The sequence below is a fragment of the Amycolatopsis kentuckyensis genome (assembly GCF_002155975.1).
GTDB lineage: Bacteria > Actinomycetota > Actinomycetes > Mycobacteriales > Pseudonocardiaceae > Amycolatopsis > Amycolatopsis kentuckyensis.
This window is the reverse complement of record NZ_MUMI01000499.1, coordinates 1-14682: the sequence shown is the minus strand read 5'-3', so window position 1 is coordinate 14682 and position 14682 is coordinate 1. Positions and strand designations below refer to the sequence as shown.

16 protein-coding genes and 1 tRNA gene are annotated in these 14682 nt (G+C 70.4%); 12 read left to right on the top strand and 5 right to left on the bottom strand.

The annotated features are described in order from the left end of the window. Positions 1-80 precede the first annotated feature (80 nt). The 6 genes from CCN39_RS38795 to CCN39_RS38770 all read left to right on the top strand — a co-directional run bounded on the left by CCN39_RS38795 (position 81) and on the right by CCN39_RS38770 (position 5879). The gene (locus CCN39_RS38795) at positions 81-986 is read left to right on the top strand and encodes a LysR family transcriptional regulator (protein WP_086850889.1); all 906 of its coding nucleotides are present in this window, start codon (positions 81-83) and stop codon (positions 984-986) included. Positions 987-1104: 118 nt separating this feature from the next. Further along, entirely contained in the window at positions 1105-2244 is a 1140-nt protein-coding gene (locus tag CCN39_RS38790) for a CaiB/BaiF CoA transferase family protein (RefSeq protein ID WP_086850887.1), read from the top strand. A 48-nt stretch (positions 2245-2292) separates the two neighbouring features. Next, the gene (locus CCN39_RS38785; protein ID WP_086850885.1) at positions 2293-3036 is read left to right on the top strand and encodes a crotonase/enoyl-CoA hydratase family protein; all 744 of its coding nucleotides are present in this window, start codon (positions 2293-2295) and stop codon (positions 3034-3036) included. Next, positions 3033-3779 carry an acetoacetate decarboxylase gene (locus CCN39_RS38780; protein WP_086850883.1) on the top strand — a complete coding sequence of 249 codons (747 nt, stop codon included), beginning with the start codon at positions 3033-3035 and terminating at the stop codon, positions 3777-3779. The genes CCN39_RS38785 and CCN39_RS38780 overlap by 4 nt, the downstream gene beginning before the upstream one ends. Beyond that, a complete protein-coding gene (locus CCN39_RS38775; RefSeq protein WP_086850881.1) occupies positions 3776-4681 on the top strand; it encodes a 3-hydroxyacyl-CoA dehydrogenase NAD-binding domain-containing protein in 906 nt (301 codons plus the stop codon). Before CCN39_RS38780 ends, CCN39_RS38775 begins: the two co-directional genes overlap by 4 nt. A 1-nt stretch (position 4682) precedes the next feature. Continuing rightward, a complete protein-coding gene (locus CCN39_RS38770) occupies positions 4683-5879 on the top strand; it encodes an acyl-CoA dehydrogenase family protein (RefSeq protein ID WP_086850879.1) in 1197 nt (398 codons plus the stop codon). Positions 5880-5888: 9 nt separating this feature from the next. On the opposite strand, the gene CCN39_RS38765 is transcribed toward CCN39_RS38770, so the two are convergent. Then, positions 5889-7100, bottom strand: a complete 1212-nt coding sequence (locus CCN39_RS38765) for an LCP family protein (RefSeq protein WP_086850877.1) — start codon at positions 7098-7100, stop codon at positions 5889-5891. Positions 7101-7306: 206 nt separating this feature from the next. After that, positions 7307-8050 carry a decaprenylphospho-beta-D-erythro-pentofuranosid-2-ulose 2-reductase gene (dprE2, locus tag CCN39_RS38760; RefSeq protein WP_086850875.1) on the bottom strand — a complete coding sequence of 248 codons (744 nt, stop codon included), beginning with the start codon at positions 8048-8050 and terminating at the stop codon, positions 7307-7309. A 39-nt stretch (positions 8051-8089) separates the two neighbouring features. Here dprE2 and CCN39_RS38755 point away from each other — a divergent pair, with 39 nt between their 5' ends. Continuing rightward, the gene (locus CCN39_RS38755; protein ID WP_086850873.1) at positions 8090-9112 is read left to right on the top strand and encodes an RNA polymerase subunit sigma-70; all 1023 of its coding nucleotides are present in this window, start codon (positions 8090-8092) and stop codon (positions 9110-9112) included. A gap of 136 nt (positions 9113-9248) precedes the next feature. Here the strand turns inward: CCN39_RS38755 and CCN39_RS38750 are convergent, their stop codons facing one another. Then, positions 9249-9512 (bottom strand): WhiB family transcriptional regulator, encoded by a 264-nt coding sequence (locus tag CCN39_RS38750; RefSeq protein ID WP_086850871.1) that lies wholly within the window; start codon positions 9510-9512, stop codon positions 9249-9251. Between the two features lie 505 nt (positions 9513-10017). Between CCN39_RS38750 and CCN39_RS38740 the strand changes: the two genes are divergently transcribed. Further along, complete coding sequence (locus tag CCN39_RS38740) at positions 10018-10506, top strand: RNA polymerase sigma factor (protein ID WP_086850856.1); 489 nt, start codon at positions 10018-10020, stop codon at positions 10504-10506. 146 nt (positions 10507-10652) lie between these two features. Continuing rightward, positions 10653-11249 (top strand): RNA polymerase sigma factor ShbA, encoded by a 597-nt coding sequence (shbA, locus tag CCN39_RS38735; RefSeq protein WP_167455308.1) that lies wholly within the window; start codon positions 10653-10655, stop codon positions 11247-11249. Here shbA and CCN39_RS38730 read toward each other — a convergent pair. Beyond that, positions 11246-12079, bottom strand: a complete 834-nt coding sequence (locus CCN39_RS38730; RefSeq protein WP_086850852.1) for a LysR family transcriptional regulator — start codon at positions 12077-12079, stop codon at positions 11246-11248. The two genes, shbA and CCN39_RS38730, sit on opposite strands and share 4 nt — an antisense overlap. Positions 12080-12175: 96 nt before the next feature. Here CCN39_RS38730 and CCN39_RS38725 point away from each other — a divergent pair, with 96 nt between their 5' ends. Then, the gene (locus tag CCN39_RS38725; RefSeq protein ID WP_086850850.1) at positions 12176-13150 is read left to right on the top strand and encodes a bile acid:sodium symporter family protein; all 975 of its coding nucleotides are present in this window, start codon (positions 12176-12178) and stop codon (positions 13148-13150) included. Between the two features lie 129 nt (positions 13151-13279). After that, positions 13280-13789, top strand: coding sequence for a hypothetical protein (locus CCN39_RS38720; protein ID WP_086850848.1), 510 nt, complete (start codon positions 13280-13282; stop codon positions 13787-13789). Positions 13790-13830: 41 nt separating this feature from the next. Here CCN39_RS38720 and CCN39_RS38715 read toward each other — a convergent pair whose 3' ends face one another. Beyond that, entirely contained in the window at positions 13831-14100 is a 270-nt protein-coding gene (locus tag CCN39_RS38715) for a hypothetical protein (RefSeq protein WP_086850846.1), read from the bottom strand. Positions 14101-14286: 186 nt separating this feature from the next. Here CCN39_RS38715 and CCN39_RS38710 point away from each other — a divergent pair. Beyond that, positions 14287-14363, top strand: a tRNA-Ile gene (locus tag CCN39_RS38710). The last annotated feature ends 319 nt before the right edge of the window (positions 14364-14682 follow it).

Here is a 14682-nt window from a genome sequence, read left to right as displayed (position 1 = left end):
ATTGGGGGCGGGACTCGCGTGATTGGAGGGTCATCTCACGTGATTGGGGGGACGACACGGGTGGGCCGTAGGGTCGGGGGATGGAGATGCTGCACCTGCGCTACTTCGTCGCGGTCGCCGAGGAACTGAACTTTTCCGCGGCCGCGCGGAAGCTGCACATGGCCGCGTCGCCGCTCAGCCAGCGGATCAAGGATCTCGAGCACGAGCTGGGGCAGCAGCTTTTCGACCGCAGCACCCACCACGTCACCCTCACCGACGCCGGGGCCGCCCTGCTCCCGCTCGCGCGGGACGTCCTCGAGCAGGTCAGCGCCATTCCGTGGAAGCTCGCCGAAGCCACCAAGCCGCAGCGCAGCACCCTCTTCCTCGGCATGCCCGCCGGCGTGCACCCCGACCTGCGGGAGCGGGTCAACGCCCTCGCCGAACGGGTGAAACACTCCTACGAGCTCAAGCGCTGGCCCGGCACCACCGCCGACCTCGTCCAGGGCGTGCACGACGGCAAGCTGGCCCTCACCCTCGCCCGGCTGCCGGTCACCGATCCCGCGCTGGAACAGCTGCCCGTGATGACCGAACGGCTCGGCGCCGTCGTCCCGGCCGACCTGTTCGCCGGGCGGGAGTCCGTCAGCCTGGCCGAGCTCACCGAGTTCCCGTACGTGGCCTCACCAGGGGAAATCACCCCCGCCTATTTCGACCAGCTCGATCACCAATTGAACGAACTGGGCGTCAAGAAACGCATTCGCCTGACCAACACCGGCTACGGCGGAACGTCGGAAATCATCTCCAGTGGCGAAGCATTCTCCATTTCCATGCTCGACGCCAAGTCCCCGATGCACGGCTACCGGCTCGACAACGTCACCGTGCTGCCCTTCACGGATTTCCGTCCCCAGCTGGACACCGGCCTCCTCTGGCGGCGCGACCGCACGGACGGCGACCTGCAGGACCTCGTCAACGCCGCGAAAGAGATCTTCGCCGAACCGCTCAGCAGCTAGAAAATGGTATGACCACCAGAGTCATACCATTGTTCGCATCATGATCATTCCCTTTCCCGCCGGACGCGCCTACGTTCGTAAGTAGAGCGAAACAGCAAGGCGCGAAAGGACGGAAAAGATGACGACCGGACCGCTGGACGGCGTGCGCGTGATCGACCTCTCGACCGTGGTGATGGGCCCGTACGCGGCCCAGATCCTCGGTGACCTGGGCGCCGACGTGATCAAGATCGAGTCCCCCGCCGACACCGTGCGGGTGGGCGAGTACCGCACCACGCCGGGCATGACGGCGCTGAACCTCAACGTCAACCGCAACAAGCGCAGCGTGGCCCTCAACCTCAAGGACGAGACCGAGCGCGAGCGGGCCCTCAAGCTGATCGACACCGCCGACGTGCTGATCACCAACATGCGCCCCGGCGCGCTGGCCCGCCTCGGCCTGAACTACGCCGACGTCGCCGAGCGCAACCCCCGCCTGGTCTACGCCCACGCGCAGGGCTTCCGCAGCGACTCCGACCGCGCCGGGAACGCCGCCTACGACGAGACCGTGCAGGCCTCCTCCGGCCTGGTCGACGTGACCAACCGGGCGCTGGGCGAGCCGGTCTACCTGCCGACGATCATCGGTGACAAGGTCTCGTCGCTGACCATCGCCTACAGCGTGCTCGCCGCGCTGGTCCACCGCGACAAGACCGGCGAGGGCCAGCAGATCGAGATCCCGATGACCGACACGCTGATCGCGTTCAACCTGGTCGAACACCTCGCCGGCCACACCTACGAGCCGGCCGAAGGCCCCACCGGGTTCGCGCTGTCGATGACGAAGGGCCACGCGGCGGTCCGCACCAAGGACGGTCTCGCCTGCGTCATCCCCTACAACCCGCAGAACTTCCGCGACTTCTTCGCCGCGGCCGAGCGCCCCGACCTCGCCGCCGACCCGCGGGTGAACGGCGACGCCATCAACCGCGCCGACAACGAGTGGCTGAGCGAGCAGATCGCGGTCTGCGCCCCGGCACTGACCACCGAGGAGTGGGCCGAGGTCTGCGCGAAGCACAGCATCCCGATGGCGCCGGTGCTGGAACTGGACAAGGCCCACGAGGACCCGTACGTCCGCGACGGCCACCTGCTCGACACCGTCGAGCACCCGAGCGAGGGCACCATCCGCACGGTCGGCATCCCGGTGAAGTTCTCCGCGACGCCCGGCTCGATCCGCCGCCTGGCCCCGCTGGCCGGCCAGGACACCGCCGAAGTCCTCGCCGAACTGGTCTGAACCAACGCAGCTTTCCCTGCGAAAGTGCGGTCAAGGAAGTGTGCAGTCATGAGTGAAGTACGCACCGAACGGATCGGCAGCACCCTGCTGATCACCATCGACCGGCCCCAGGCCCGCAACGCGGTCAACGCCGCCGTCGCGGCCGGGCTGGCCGCCGCCCTCGACGAACTCGAGAGCGACCCCGCGCTCCGGGCGGGTGTCCTGACCGGCGCCGAGAACACCTTCAGCGCCGGCATGGACCTCAAGGCCGCGCTCAAGGGCGAGTCGCCGGAGATCCCCGGCCGCGGGTTCGGCGGCCTGACCGAAGCCGAGCTGGCCAAGCCGCTGATCGCCGCCGTCGAAGGGTTCGCCATGGGCGGCGGGTTCGAGCTGGCGCTGGGCTGTGACCTGATCGTCGCCGCCGAAGACGCCCAGTTCGGCCTCCCCGAGGTCAAGCGCGGCCTGATCGCCGCGGGCGGCGGCGTGATCCGGCTGCCGAAGCGGATCCCGCACCACCTGGCGATGGAGTTCCTGCTGACCGGCGAACCCGTCACCGGCCGTCGCGCCGGCGAGCTCGGCCTGGTCAACCGCGTGACGCCGGCCGGTGACGCCGCCGCCGTCGCGCTCCAGCTGGCCGAGAAGCTGGCGGAAAACGCGCCCCTCGCGCTGGCCGCCGTCAAGAAGATCGTGCGCGCCGCGGATCCCAAAGCCGCGGAACGCGAAGAAATCAAGAACCTGATGCAGTCCCAGGACGTCCGCGAGGGCATGACCGCCTTCGCCGAGCGCCGCGCTCCGAAGTGGACAGGCGCATGAAGATCGAAGAAGTCCGCCGTCACGTCACGACCCCGCTGACCGCCCCGGCGTTCGCGCCCGTGGTCCCCAGGTTCACCGACCGCGAGTACCTCAACATCGTCTACCGCACCGACGCCGACGCCCTGCGCGCGGTCGTCCCGGAGCCGCTGCAGGTCGAAGAACCGCTGGTGCGCTTCGAGGTCATGAAGATGGGCGACGTCTCCGGCTACGGCCCGTACACCGAGTCCGGCCAGGCCATCGAGGTCAGCTTCGACGGCGAGCGCGGCGAGTACCTGCACGCGATGTACCTCGACAACTTCCCGGCCACCGCGTCCGGGCGCGAGGTCAGCGCGTACCCGAAGACCGTCGGGTCGCCGAACCTCTATGTCGACAACGGCGTTCTCGTCGGCACCCTGGACTACGGGACGCTGCGGGTGGCCACCGCGACCATGGGCTACAAGCACCACGAACTGGACGCTCGCGAAGCCGAACGCCAGATCACCGTCCCGACGTTCATGCTCAAGACGATCCCCGGCTACGACGGCGCCCCGCGCGTCCAGGAGCTGGTCCGCACCGAGATCACCGACGTCGTGGTCAAGGAGGCCTACACCGCGCCCGCCCGGCTCCAGCTGTTCCAGCACGTCCTGGCCCCGCTGGCCGACCTGCCGGTGCTGGAGGTCGTCTCGGCGAGCCACATCCTCACCGACCTGACGCTCGCCCCGGTCAAGCCGGTCTTCGACTACTTGAAGGGAGCCCAGGCATGAAGAACGCCGCAGTCATCGGTGCCGGCACCATCGGCCTGTCCTGGACGGCGCTGTTCGCCCACCACGGCCTGACCGTCCGGGTCACCGACCCCCGCCCCGACCTCGCCGAGGCCGTCGAAACCGCCCTGAACCGGTTCGCCCCGCACCTCGGCACCACCGCCGGAGAACTGGCGAGCCGCGTCCGGATCGCCGCCGACGTCACCGAAGCCGTGCGAGACGCGGATGTCGTGCAGGAGAACGGCCCGGAGAACGTCGAGTTCAAGAAGGACCTGTTCAAGCGGCTCGTCGAGGAAGCGCCGGAGCACGCGCTGCTCCTGAGTTCGTCGAGCGCCATCCCCTCGACGGCCTTCACCGGCGAGATCGACGGCAGCCGGGTCCTCATCGGGCACCCGTTCAACCCGCCGCACCTGATCCCACTGGTCGAGGTCGTCCCCGGCGAACGCACCAGCGACGAGTCCGTGCAGCGGGCCGTCGACTTCTACACCTTCCTCGGCCGCACCCCGGTCGTGGAACGCAAGGAGATCCCCGGGTTCGTCGGCAACCGGCTGCAGAACGCGCTCAGCCGCGAGGCGATCTACCTCGTCGAGCAGGGTGTCGTGACGCCGGAAGACCTCGACAAGGTGATCACGAATTCGCTCGGCATCCGCTGGGCCACGGTCGGGCCGTTCCTCGGCTCGCACCTCGGCGGTGGCCCCGGCGGCTACCGGCACATGGCCGAGCACATCGGCCGGTCCATGAAGAAGATGTGGGCCGGGCTGGGCAACCCCAGCCAGAGCCCCGAAGAGCAGGAACAGCTCATCGAAGCTGTCGAAAAGGCTTACGGCTCCTCCACGTACTCGGAACTCGCCGAGACGCGCGACCGCAAGCAGCTCGCCGTTCTGTCCGCATTGGAGGAGAACTGACATGACCATGGAAGCACTCGAAGGCCAGCTGACCGCCGACTTCTACAACTACGAGACGCTGCTGGGCGACGAGGAGCGCAAGCTGCTGGTCCAGGCCCGCGACTTCATGCGCACCGACGTCAAGCCGCTGGTGAACGAGAACTGGGAAGCCGGCACCTTCCCGAAGGAGCTCATCGGACTCTTCCGCGGCTCCGGCCTCGCGGGCCTGCCCTACGAGGGCTACGGCGAGCACAAGCCGGCCGTCAGCCACCTCCTCACCGGCATGATGGCGATGGAGATGAGCCGCACGGACGCTTCCGTCGCGACGTTCTTCGGTGTCCACAACGGACTCGCGATGTACTCGATCTACAGCGGCGGCAGCCAGGAGCAGCGCGACCGCTGGCTCCCCGAGATGGCCGCGATGGACAAGATCGGCGCGTTCGCGATGACCGAACCGCTCGGCGGCTCCGACGTCGCGGGCGGTATGCGCACCACCGCCAAGCGAGACGGCGACAGCTGGGTCCTCAACGGCGCCAAGAAGTGGATCGGCAACGCGACCTTCGCCGACTACGTCGTGGTGTGGGCACGGGACCTCGACGACAACCACGTCAAGGGCTTCGTCGTCGAGAAGGGCACGCCGGGCTTCGTGGCCGAGAAGATCCAGGGCAAGACCGCCTTCCGGATCGTCGAAAACGCCGAAATCACCCTGACCGACGTCCGCGTTCCGGAGGAGAACCGCCTGCAGGGCATCAACTCCTTCCGCGACGTCGCCGAGATCCTGCGCGCCACCCGCGGCGGCGTGGCCTGGCAGGCGCTGGGCGTGATGATCGGCGCCTACGAGCTCGCGCTGGACTACGCCAAGGAGCGCCGGCAGTTCGGCCGGCCGATCGCCCGCTTCCAGCTGGTGCAGGACCTGCTCGTGAAGAGCCTCGGCAACATCACCGCCTCCTGGGGCATGCTGGTGCAGCTCGCCCGCCTGCAGGACGCGGGGATCTTCCAGGACGAGCACTCGTCGCTGGCCAAGGCGTTCGTCACCGCGCGGATGCGCGAGGTCGTCGCCTGGAGCCGGGAGATCTTCGGCGGCAACGGGATCGTGCTCGACTACGACGTCGCGCGGTTCTTCGCCGACGCCGAGGCGATCTACTCCTTCGAGGGCACCCGCGAGATGAACACCCTGATCGTCGGCAAGGCGATCACCGGGCAGTCCGCGTTCGTGTGAGGGGAGTCTCTAGTTGACGCAGCCGGCGGCCGTACTGGTCGCCGGCTGTTTCGTGTCCGAAGCACCCGGCGCCGGCGTCTTCGTGCCGGTCGCGGCCACCGGCTTCACGCCGCCGGTCGTGTCGTCGCCCGAGGCCTGGACCGCCGCGGTGCTGATCGCCGTGCGGACGAACTGCTGGACCTGCGCCGGGTCGACCTTGACCGCGTCGCCGTCGTACGGCGTCGAAAGCGAGAGGCTCTGCACCGGGATGGTGGCGAACGCGATCGCGCCCGAGGTCATCCCCCGCAGCTGCTGCGCGAAGCTGAGGATGTCCCAGCCCTTGTCCAGCACCACCGACCCCTGCACCGCGCTGACCAGCGAACCCAGCTTCGACGGGTCGGTGAACGTGCCCGCGCTCAGTACCTTCTTCGCCATCCCGGACAGGAACGCCTGCTGCCGCGCGATGCGGTCGAGGTCGCCGTTGAGCAGTCCGTGGCGCTGCCGGACGAAGGCGAGCGCCTGCGCCCCGGACAGCGTCTGCGTCCCGGCCGCGAAGTCCGCGCCGGAGTAGCTGTCGTGCACCGGCGCCTTGAGGCAGACCTCGACGCCGCCGACGGCCTGCGACAGCGCGTCGAAGCCCGCGAGGTTGATCGCCGCGTAGTGGTTGATCGTCAGCCCGGTGAACTTCTCCACCGTCTGGATGGCCGTCTTCGCGCCCGCCTCGTTCGCCGCCACCTCCAGCTGCGCGCCGGAGAGCCCCTGGGCGCGCAAACCGGACATCGAGGCGTTCTTGCCGCGACTGTAGGCCGAGTTGATCTTGTGCTTGCCGTACCCGCCCGCGATGTCCACATAGGAATCACGCGGGATGGAGATCGCGGTGGCCGCGGCGCCGCCCGCCGGGATGTGGACGACGATCATCGTGTCGGTGGTGTCCCCGCCGTCGTCGCCGCCACCGGCGTGGAGCGCGTCGAGCACGTTCTGCGGCAACGGGTTGCCGTACGCGTCGGTGCGCGCGTCGATCCCGACGAGCAGGAGGTTCTGGGCGACCTTCAGCGGCTCGCCGGGCGGGGTGTCCTCGGTGTCGACCTGCGCGGCCGGCGGGATGACGTCGGCGGTGACGATGCCGGCGTCCAGAGAACTCAGCTGCGTCCACAGGTAGCCGGTGGCGCCGAGCACCACCGTCGAGACGACGCCGAGCGCGACCCGGCCGCCGATGCGGCTCCCCCGCGACGACAACAGCACGACGTTCCCCTTGCTTCCCTGTGTTTCCCCCTCCTTCGAGGATCACCGGGTTAGCTGGGAATCAGCTGAGAAAGTTGTCGGAATGCTGTGACGCTGCCCGATCGGCCGAGCGGAATCGGGCCGATCGGCCGGTTTTGCCACGCACCGTAAGGAAGTGCGCACACGGACGCGCTGTGGCACCGGCCACAGTGGTCCCCGCTATCGCGTCACCGCGGCAGTTTGCGCCAGATCGCGCGCGGCAGAAGGCGCATCGCGAAGAAGACCGGACGGAGCATTCCGGGCACCCAGACGACGCCGCGGCCACGGCGCAGCGCCGCGACGGTCGCTTCGGCCACCTGGTCCGGGGTGCTCGAGAACGGCGCCGGCGTCATGCCTTCGGTCATCCGGCCGATCACGAAGCCGGGCCGGACGAGCAGAAGGTGGACGCCGGAGCCGTGCAGCGCGTCGGCGAGGCCGCTCGCGAAGCCGTCGAGGCCGGCCTTGGCCGAGCCGTAGACGTAGTTCGCGCGGCGCACGCGCACCCCGGCTACCGACGAGAACACGACGAGCCGGCCGTGCCCCTGCGCGCGCAGCAGGTTCGCGGCGTGGGTCAGCACGCCGACCTGGGCGACGTAGTCGGTGTGCACGATCGCGGCGGCGTGCGTGGCGTCGCGTTCGGCGCGCGCCTGGTCGCCGAGGATGCCGAAGGCGAGCACGATGGTGTCGAGCGGGCCGTGCCCGGCCGCCACCTCGTCCAGGAACGGACCGTGCGCGGCGAGGTCGTCGGCGTCGAACTCGGCCGTGTCCACCGCCTCGGCGCCGGCCTCGCGCAGCGCCGCGACCTCCCCGGTCAGGTCCGCGCCCGGCCGCGCGGCCAGCACGAACCGCCGGACGTCCCCGCTGACCAGGCGTTTCGCCACGGCCAGGCCGATTTCGCTGCGTCCGCCGAGTACCAGCACCGTTCCGCTCACCCCGGCAGTCTTTCAGTCCGGGTGCGCTAGCGTGCCGGGGTGGGTCAGGACTTCGAAACGCTCGTCGAACGGCACCGCCGGGAGATCCAGGTGCACTGCTACCGGATGCTCGGGTCCCTGGCCGACGCCGAGGACCTCACGCAGGAGACGTTCCTGCGCGCCTGGAAGGGCCGCGACGCGTTCGAGGGCCGGGCGAGCGTGCGCACCTGGCTGTACCGGATCGCGACGAACGCGTGCCTCGACGTCCTCGCCCGCCGGCCGCGGCGGGTGCTGCCCGACCAGCTCGGCCCGGCCGGGGAGCCGGAGGGGCCGATCGCGGCCGCCGACCTGCCGTGGCTCGAGCCGTACCCCGACCGGCTGCTCGAGGGCGCGGCCCCGGACGACACCGCCACCGCTGTCGTGGAGCGGGAGACCATCGAGCTGGCCTACCTCGCCGCCGTCCAGTACCTGCCGCCGCGCCAGCGGGCGGCGCTGATCCTGCGGGACGTGCTCGGCTGGTCGGCGAAGGAGACGGCGGCGGCGCTGGAGACGAGCGTGGCGTCGGCGAACAGCGCGCTCCAGCGAGCACGGGCGACGCTGCGTGAGCGGCTGGCCCCACGGCGTACAGAGTGGACGGTCGGTGACCCGACCGCCGAGGAAACGGCGCTGCTGAAGCGGTTCATCGCCGCGTACGAAGCCGGCGACCCGGCCGCGGTCGCCCGGCTGCTGCACGAGGACGCCCAGGCGATCATGCCGCCGTACACGTTGTGGTTCGGCAACCGCGCCTCGATCGTCCGGGCGCTCTCGCTCTCGCTGGACCCGGCGTCGCCGGACTGCGTGGGGCGGTTCCGGATGCGGCCGGTGCGCGCCAACCGCCAGCCCGCGGTGGCGACTTACCTGCGGCGCCCGGGAGAGCACGATTACCGGTGGTTCGGGGTCACCCTCCTCACCGTGGAGGCCGGTTCGATCACGGCGATGGCCGCGTTCGAGTCCGTCTCCGCGGCGGCGTGGGACCTGCCCAGGACGTGGCCGGCCGAGCACGATGACCACGGGTTCGCGGGAAAGATGCAAAGCGGCGCATAGATATTGCGTTGAAAAAAGCCCGGGTGGGTGATTCACGGGGAATCACCCACCCGGGCGCGCACAGAACCGGAATCGGATTTCCTCCGGATTCGGTGTGGTGCTCGGGGCCGCCGGGAAGAGGTCACCGGGCGGCGCTTCAGGCCACTCGGTGCCGCTCCGGCGCGGTGCGCACCAGCCGGCGGCGTTCGACCGCGGTGATGCCGCCGAAGACGCCGTGGTCAAGGCCGTTGTCGAGCGCGTACCCGAGGCATTCGGCGCGCACAGGGCAGCGCGCGCACACGGCCTTCGCCTGCGCCGTCTGCCGGGCGCCGGGTCCGACCTCGGAGATCGGGAAGAACAGTTCCGGGTCCTCGTCCTTGCAGGCCGCGAGTTCCGCCCAGCCCGTCATCGTGGCTTCCATTTCCTTCGTTCACCTCCTTCTCTTACTGCTTCCCATTGTTGGGGCGCGTCAACCGACTTAACTTCGGCGGGCGCGCGAGCGTATCCGCCTGGGTCAAGGGGGTTTTGGCTTCGGTCCCCGGCTCACCCTCCGGGCAACCAAGACTGCAACACATGAGAGTACGCCCTTCTTCCCGGTATCTCGATGTCGATCACGTCACCCGATCGGCGAACTCCGCACGCCGTCGACGAGCTCCGGCCGGCCGTCGCCGGCCCGCTTCCGCGTTGTCCGGTACGGGTTTCCGGTCGGGCGTGATCGAAACGCGGTCGTCGGGAACGGTGTCTTTCCCCCGATCCGGAACCCGCCGTTCGCGGAGCCGGGCATCGCCGATCGCCGACCGTCGTCACCGGCCGTCACCGAGGCAACGCGGTCCATTACTCCTACCGGGCAGTCTTGATCGAATCGTTACACGTAGCGGGCGACTCACTGCACCTGTCCTTGTGAGGGCGAGGGGTGGTGGGGTTCCGTGTGCGGTCACGACGAGTTCGACGCGTTCTTCCGCGCCGACTTCCCGGCCCTCGTGGCGTTCCTCTGCAAGGCCGGGTTCGAGGTCGAGACCGCACGTGACGTCGCCGCCGAGGCGATGCTGCACGCGCTGGAGGCGTGGCCGACCGCCGAAGACCCGCGGGCCTGGGTGCGCCGGGTCGCCGGGCGGCTGATCGACGCCCCGGGCGAGGTCCGGGCGGACTGGACCCTGGCCGGCGACCCGCGGGACGACGAGGAACTCGCGGGGCTGGTCGAGCAGCACGCGGGGCTGATCGACCTGCTCGCCGCGCTCCCGGGCAAGCAGCGGATGGTCCTGGCGTGGTCGCTCGACGGGTTCACGCCGTCGCAGATCGCGGAGGCGCTGCGGATCGCCCCCGCGACCGTCCGGTCCACCCTCCGCCACGTGCGGGAACGCCTCAGGCGACTCCGGGCCGCCCGGCCCGGTGACCAGCGGGACAGGGAAAGGTGAGCGACATGCCGGCAACCGAGTACGGGGATCGGGCGATCACCGAGCAGCTGCGGGAGTCCAACACCGCCCTGCACGACTCGCTGCGGGCCGGGCTCGACGTGGAAGGCGCCCTGCTGCGGGTGCGCAGCCGGGCGCTCGTCCGGGAGATCGCCGCGGCGCAGCCCGCCGAAACGTTCCCCTCGCACTGGCGGCGCCACGACGAGCCGGTCGCCGCCGCGATCGCCGGTGACGACGCCGCGACCGCGCGCCTGCTGGCCACCATCCGGCCCCTGGTGGTGCGCTACTGCCGCGCCCGCGTCGGCCGCCACGAGCGCTCGTTCGCTTCGGCGGACGACGTCGCCCAGGAGGTCTGCCTCGCGGTGCTGACGGCGCTGCCGTCCTACCACGACCAGGGCCGCCCGTTCCTGGCGTTCGTCTACGGCATCGCCCAGCACAAGGTGGCGGACGCCCACCGCGCCGCGGCCCGCAACCGCAGCGACCCGGTGCCGGAGGTCCCGGACGGCGTGAGCGAGCTGGCCGGACCGGAGCAGCGGGCGCTGCGGTTCGAGCTGAACGAGCGCCTCGCCCGGCTGCTGGACGTCCTGCCCGCGAAGCAGCGGGAGATCGTGGTGCTGCGGGTGGTGGTCGGGCTTTCGGCGGAGGAGACGGCCGGGGCCGTGGGGTCCACTCCCGGCGCCGTCCGCGTCGCCCAGCACCGCGCGCTGGGCCGTCTGCGGCGACTGCTTACCGGCGAAGAGAGCTAGCGCCGCACCCGCTCGAGGACGAACTCCGCCAGCGCCGCCGCCGGCCCCTCCATCGACTCCCGTGCCAGCAGCATGAACTCGATGTCGCCGGGCTCGGGCAGGCCGTCGAGCTCGGTCAGGTCGGCCGGGACCAGGCTGCGCGCGTGCAGGGTGACGCCCAGGCCGGCCACCGCCGCGGCGCGCAGGCCGGTGAGGCTGGACGTCTGGCACGCCGCGCGCCACTCCAGGCCGTTGCGTTCGAGGACCTCCACCGCCAGCTGCCGCGTGATCGACGGCATCGGGTACTGCACCAGCGGCACCGGCTGGCCCGGCTCCAGCACGGTGGCGGCCGACCCGATCCAGACCAGCGGCTCCCGCCACAGCAGCCGGCCGTGGTGCGCACCCGGGCGGCGCTTGCCCAGCACCAGGTCGAGCTGCCCGGAGCGCAGCCGCTGCGCCAGGACGTCCGACAGCTCGACGGTCAGCTCGACGTCCACCAGCGGGTGACTGCGGCGCAGCCGGTGCAGGATCTCCGGCAGCTCGCCGAGCGCGAAGTCCTCGGAGACGCCGAAGCGCACCCGGCCGCGCAGCTCGGCGCCGCGGAAGTGCCGCTGCGCGCGCTCTTCGGTGTCGACGACGGTCTGCGCGAACCCGAGCATCGCCTGCCCGCGCGCGGTGAGTTCGACCGTGTGGGTGTCCCGGGCGAACAGCAGGCCGCCGGAGTCGCGCTCGAGCCGTCGCACGTGCTGGCTGACGGTCGGCTGGCCGACACCGAGCCGCCGCGCGGCCGCCGTGAAGCTGCGCGTCTCGGCGACGGCGAGGAACGAACGGCACAGGCGCGGGTCCAGCACCGGGTCAGCTTATCGCGATTCGCGATGACAGTCAGTTCGGTCATCGGGGTTCACAATGAGCACGCGGGCGCCGACAATGGCCGGGGAAGGAGATCCATGTCCCGGTTGCGCCTCGACCCGTTCGTCCTCGCGATCCTCGCCACCGTCGGCGTCGCCACCCTGCTGCCCGCATCGGGCGCGGTGGCCGACGGCTTCGGCGTCGCCACCACGATCGCCGTCGGCCTGCTGTTCTTCCTGTACGGCGCCCGCCTTTCGACGCAGGAGGCCCTCGACGGGCTGCGGCACTGGCGGCTGCACGCGGTGGTGCTCGGGGCGACGTTCGTGCTGTTCCCGCTGCTCGGCCTGGCACTGTTCCTGCTGCCGCCGTCGGTGCTGCCCGCCCAGCTGGCGGCGGGGGTGCTGTTCCTGGCGGTGCTGCCCTCGACGGTGCAGTCGTCGATCGCGTTCACCTCGATCGCCCGCGGCAACGTCGCGGCGGCGATCTGCAGCGCCTCGCTGTCCAACCTGGCCGGCATCGTGCTGACGCCGCTGCTGGTGGCCCTGCTGCTGGCCGGCGACGGCGCGGGCGTCGACGGTTCGGCGGTGCTCGGGATCGTGCTCCAGCTGCTGGCCCCGTTCGTGGCGGGCCAGCTGGCCCGCCGCTGGATCGGTGGCTGGATCACCCGCCACGCCGCGCCGCTGAAGCTGGTCGACCGCGGCTCGATCCTGCTGGTGGTCTACACGGCGTTCAGCGCGGGCATGACGGAGGGCATCTGGCACCGGCTCGACCTGGCACACCTCCTGGTGCTGGTCGTGGTGTGCGGCGTGCTGCTGGCCGCGGTCCTCGGCGCGACGGGCTGGAGCACCCGGTTGCTGGGCTTCGCCCGGGCGGACCGGATCACCATCGTGTTCTGCGGGTCGAAGAAGAGCCTGGCCAGCGGCCTCCCGATGGCGACGGTGCTGTTCGGGCACGCGCAGGTGGGACTGATCGTGCTGCCGCTGATGCTGTTCCACCAGATCCAGCTGATCGTCTGCGCCACCCTGGCCCGGCGGTACGCGGCCGAAGAGGACCGGGAGCTCGTGCCGGCGTGACTCCCTTGTGGACCGTCGGCGAGCACGCCCATCGGCCGCGTACAGACGTTGTACAAGCCGGATGTACGGGGTAACGGCAGAGTGTGGTCCGGCGATGCGGGGTGCATCACCCACTCTGGAGGGACATTCATGGGGAACAAAGCACGAATCGCACTCGCCGCTCTGGCGGGCGCCTCGGCGGTCACGGCGGGCGCGGTGGCGTTCGCGGGCGCGTCGGCCGCGGCCGGCCCGGCACCGGCACCGCTCGTCCAAACGGCGCAGGCCACCTGCGTGACCGACGACGCCGGCTACTGCACCGTGTCCCACGGCCTCGGCGTGACGCCGGAGGTGATCCTGCTCTCGCAGATCACGCCGGAGGGCGCCAACGGGTTCATGCTGAGCACAGTGCAGGGTTCCTACACCGCCACCACGTTCCGGGTGCGGGTGATGGCCTACACGGACTTCCCGCAGATACTCAGCCGGGTTTGGTTCGGCTATGCGGCCTACGCACCGACGGCAGCGTCGACCACGACACCGACACCACCGGTCACCTCGACGCCGAAAACCACCCCGACCCCGACGCGCACACCCACGCCCAGCACGACTCCCCCGCCGACCTCGAGCTTCCCGACGACCACCCCCACCGGCGGCGGAAGCTGAGCGGAATCCGCGGTTTTCGCTTCGCCCACGGGGAATTTCCGTCACCGTGGGCGGGGCGAAGGCTTCTTTCCCAGTTCTTCCGCGAAAATCGCCTCGACACGCGAACCCGCGCGCCGCAACGCCCGCACGGCAACGCGGATCAGGTAACCGGAAGCGAACACGAGCAACAGCGCCACGCCGATCACCCCGGGATTCGCCACGACGACCTCCCGGTACTCGTGTGCGAGGTAGCCCAAGCCAGCCCCCACGGCGAATGCGTCCAGCAACGCCAGCCGGGCGGCCCGGGAACAGGACGAGATGGCAGAGCCCATTGCTAACTCCCGCCGTTCCGGTCAGCGGTGACGCCCTTGCAACCTAGACGAGCGTGCGCCGGTCGGCAGCCACTTCAACCTGTTCGGCCTACCGGATCTGCCCGGATGGCCGCTGTGATAACTTGAAGCGAACTGAGTGTTCTGTGCACATGCAAACCTCGGGCCGCTTGTGCACGCCGGGTTGAGGGGGCGGTAGCTCAGTTGGTTAGAGCAGGGGACTCATAATCCCTTGGCCGCGGGTTCGAGCCCCGCCCGCCCCACCACTCGTGAGCCCTTGCTCGGCGCTTCGCGCCTCCGCCGGGCTCTCTCGTTTAGTCATCCTCTTCTGGGGGTGCAACCCCCAGACCCCGCCCGGGGGCTCTGCCCCCGGACCCCCGTCGTGGTTGCCTTCGTTCGTACGCTCCGGTTCGGGCCCCGGGTGTGGTCACCTCCGTTCGTGCGCGCCGGTTCTGGGCCTTGGCACCATTCGTTCTCAGGCGAAACGTTGTGCGGTGGGAAGCAGCGCTCCCGGCTTCCGGCTTCCGGCTTGGTGGCTAGTGGCCTCCGTTGCCTGGCATGCCCGTGTGGCGGCTCGGGCTTCCC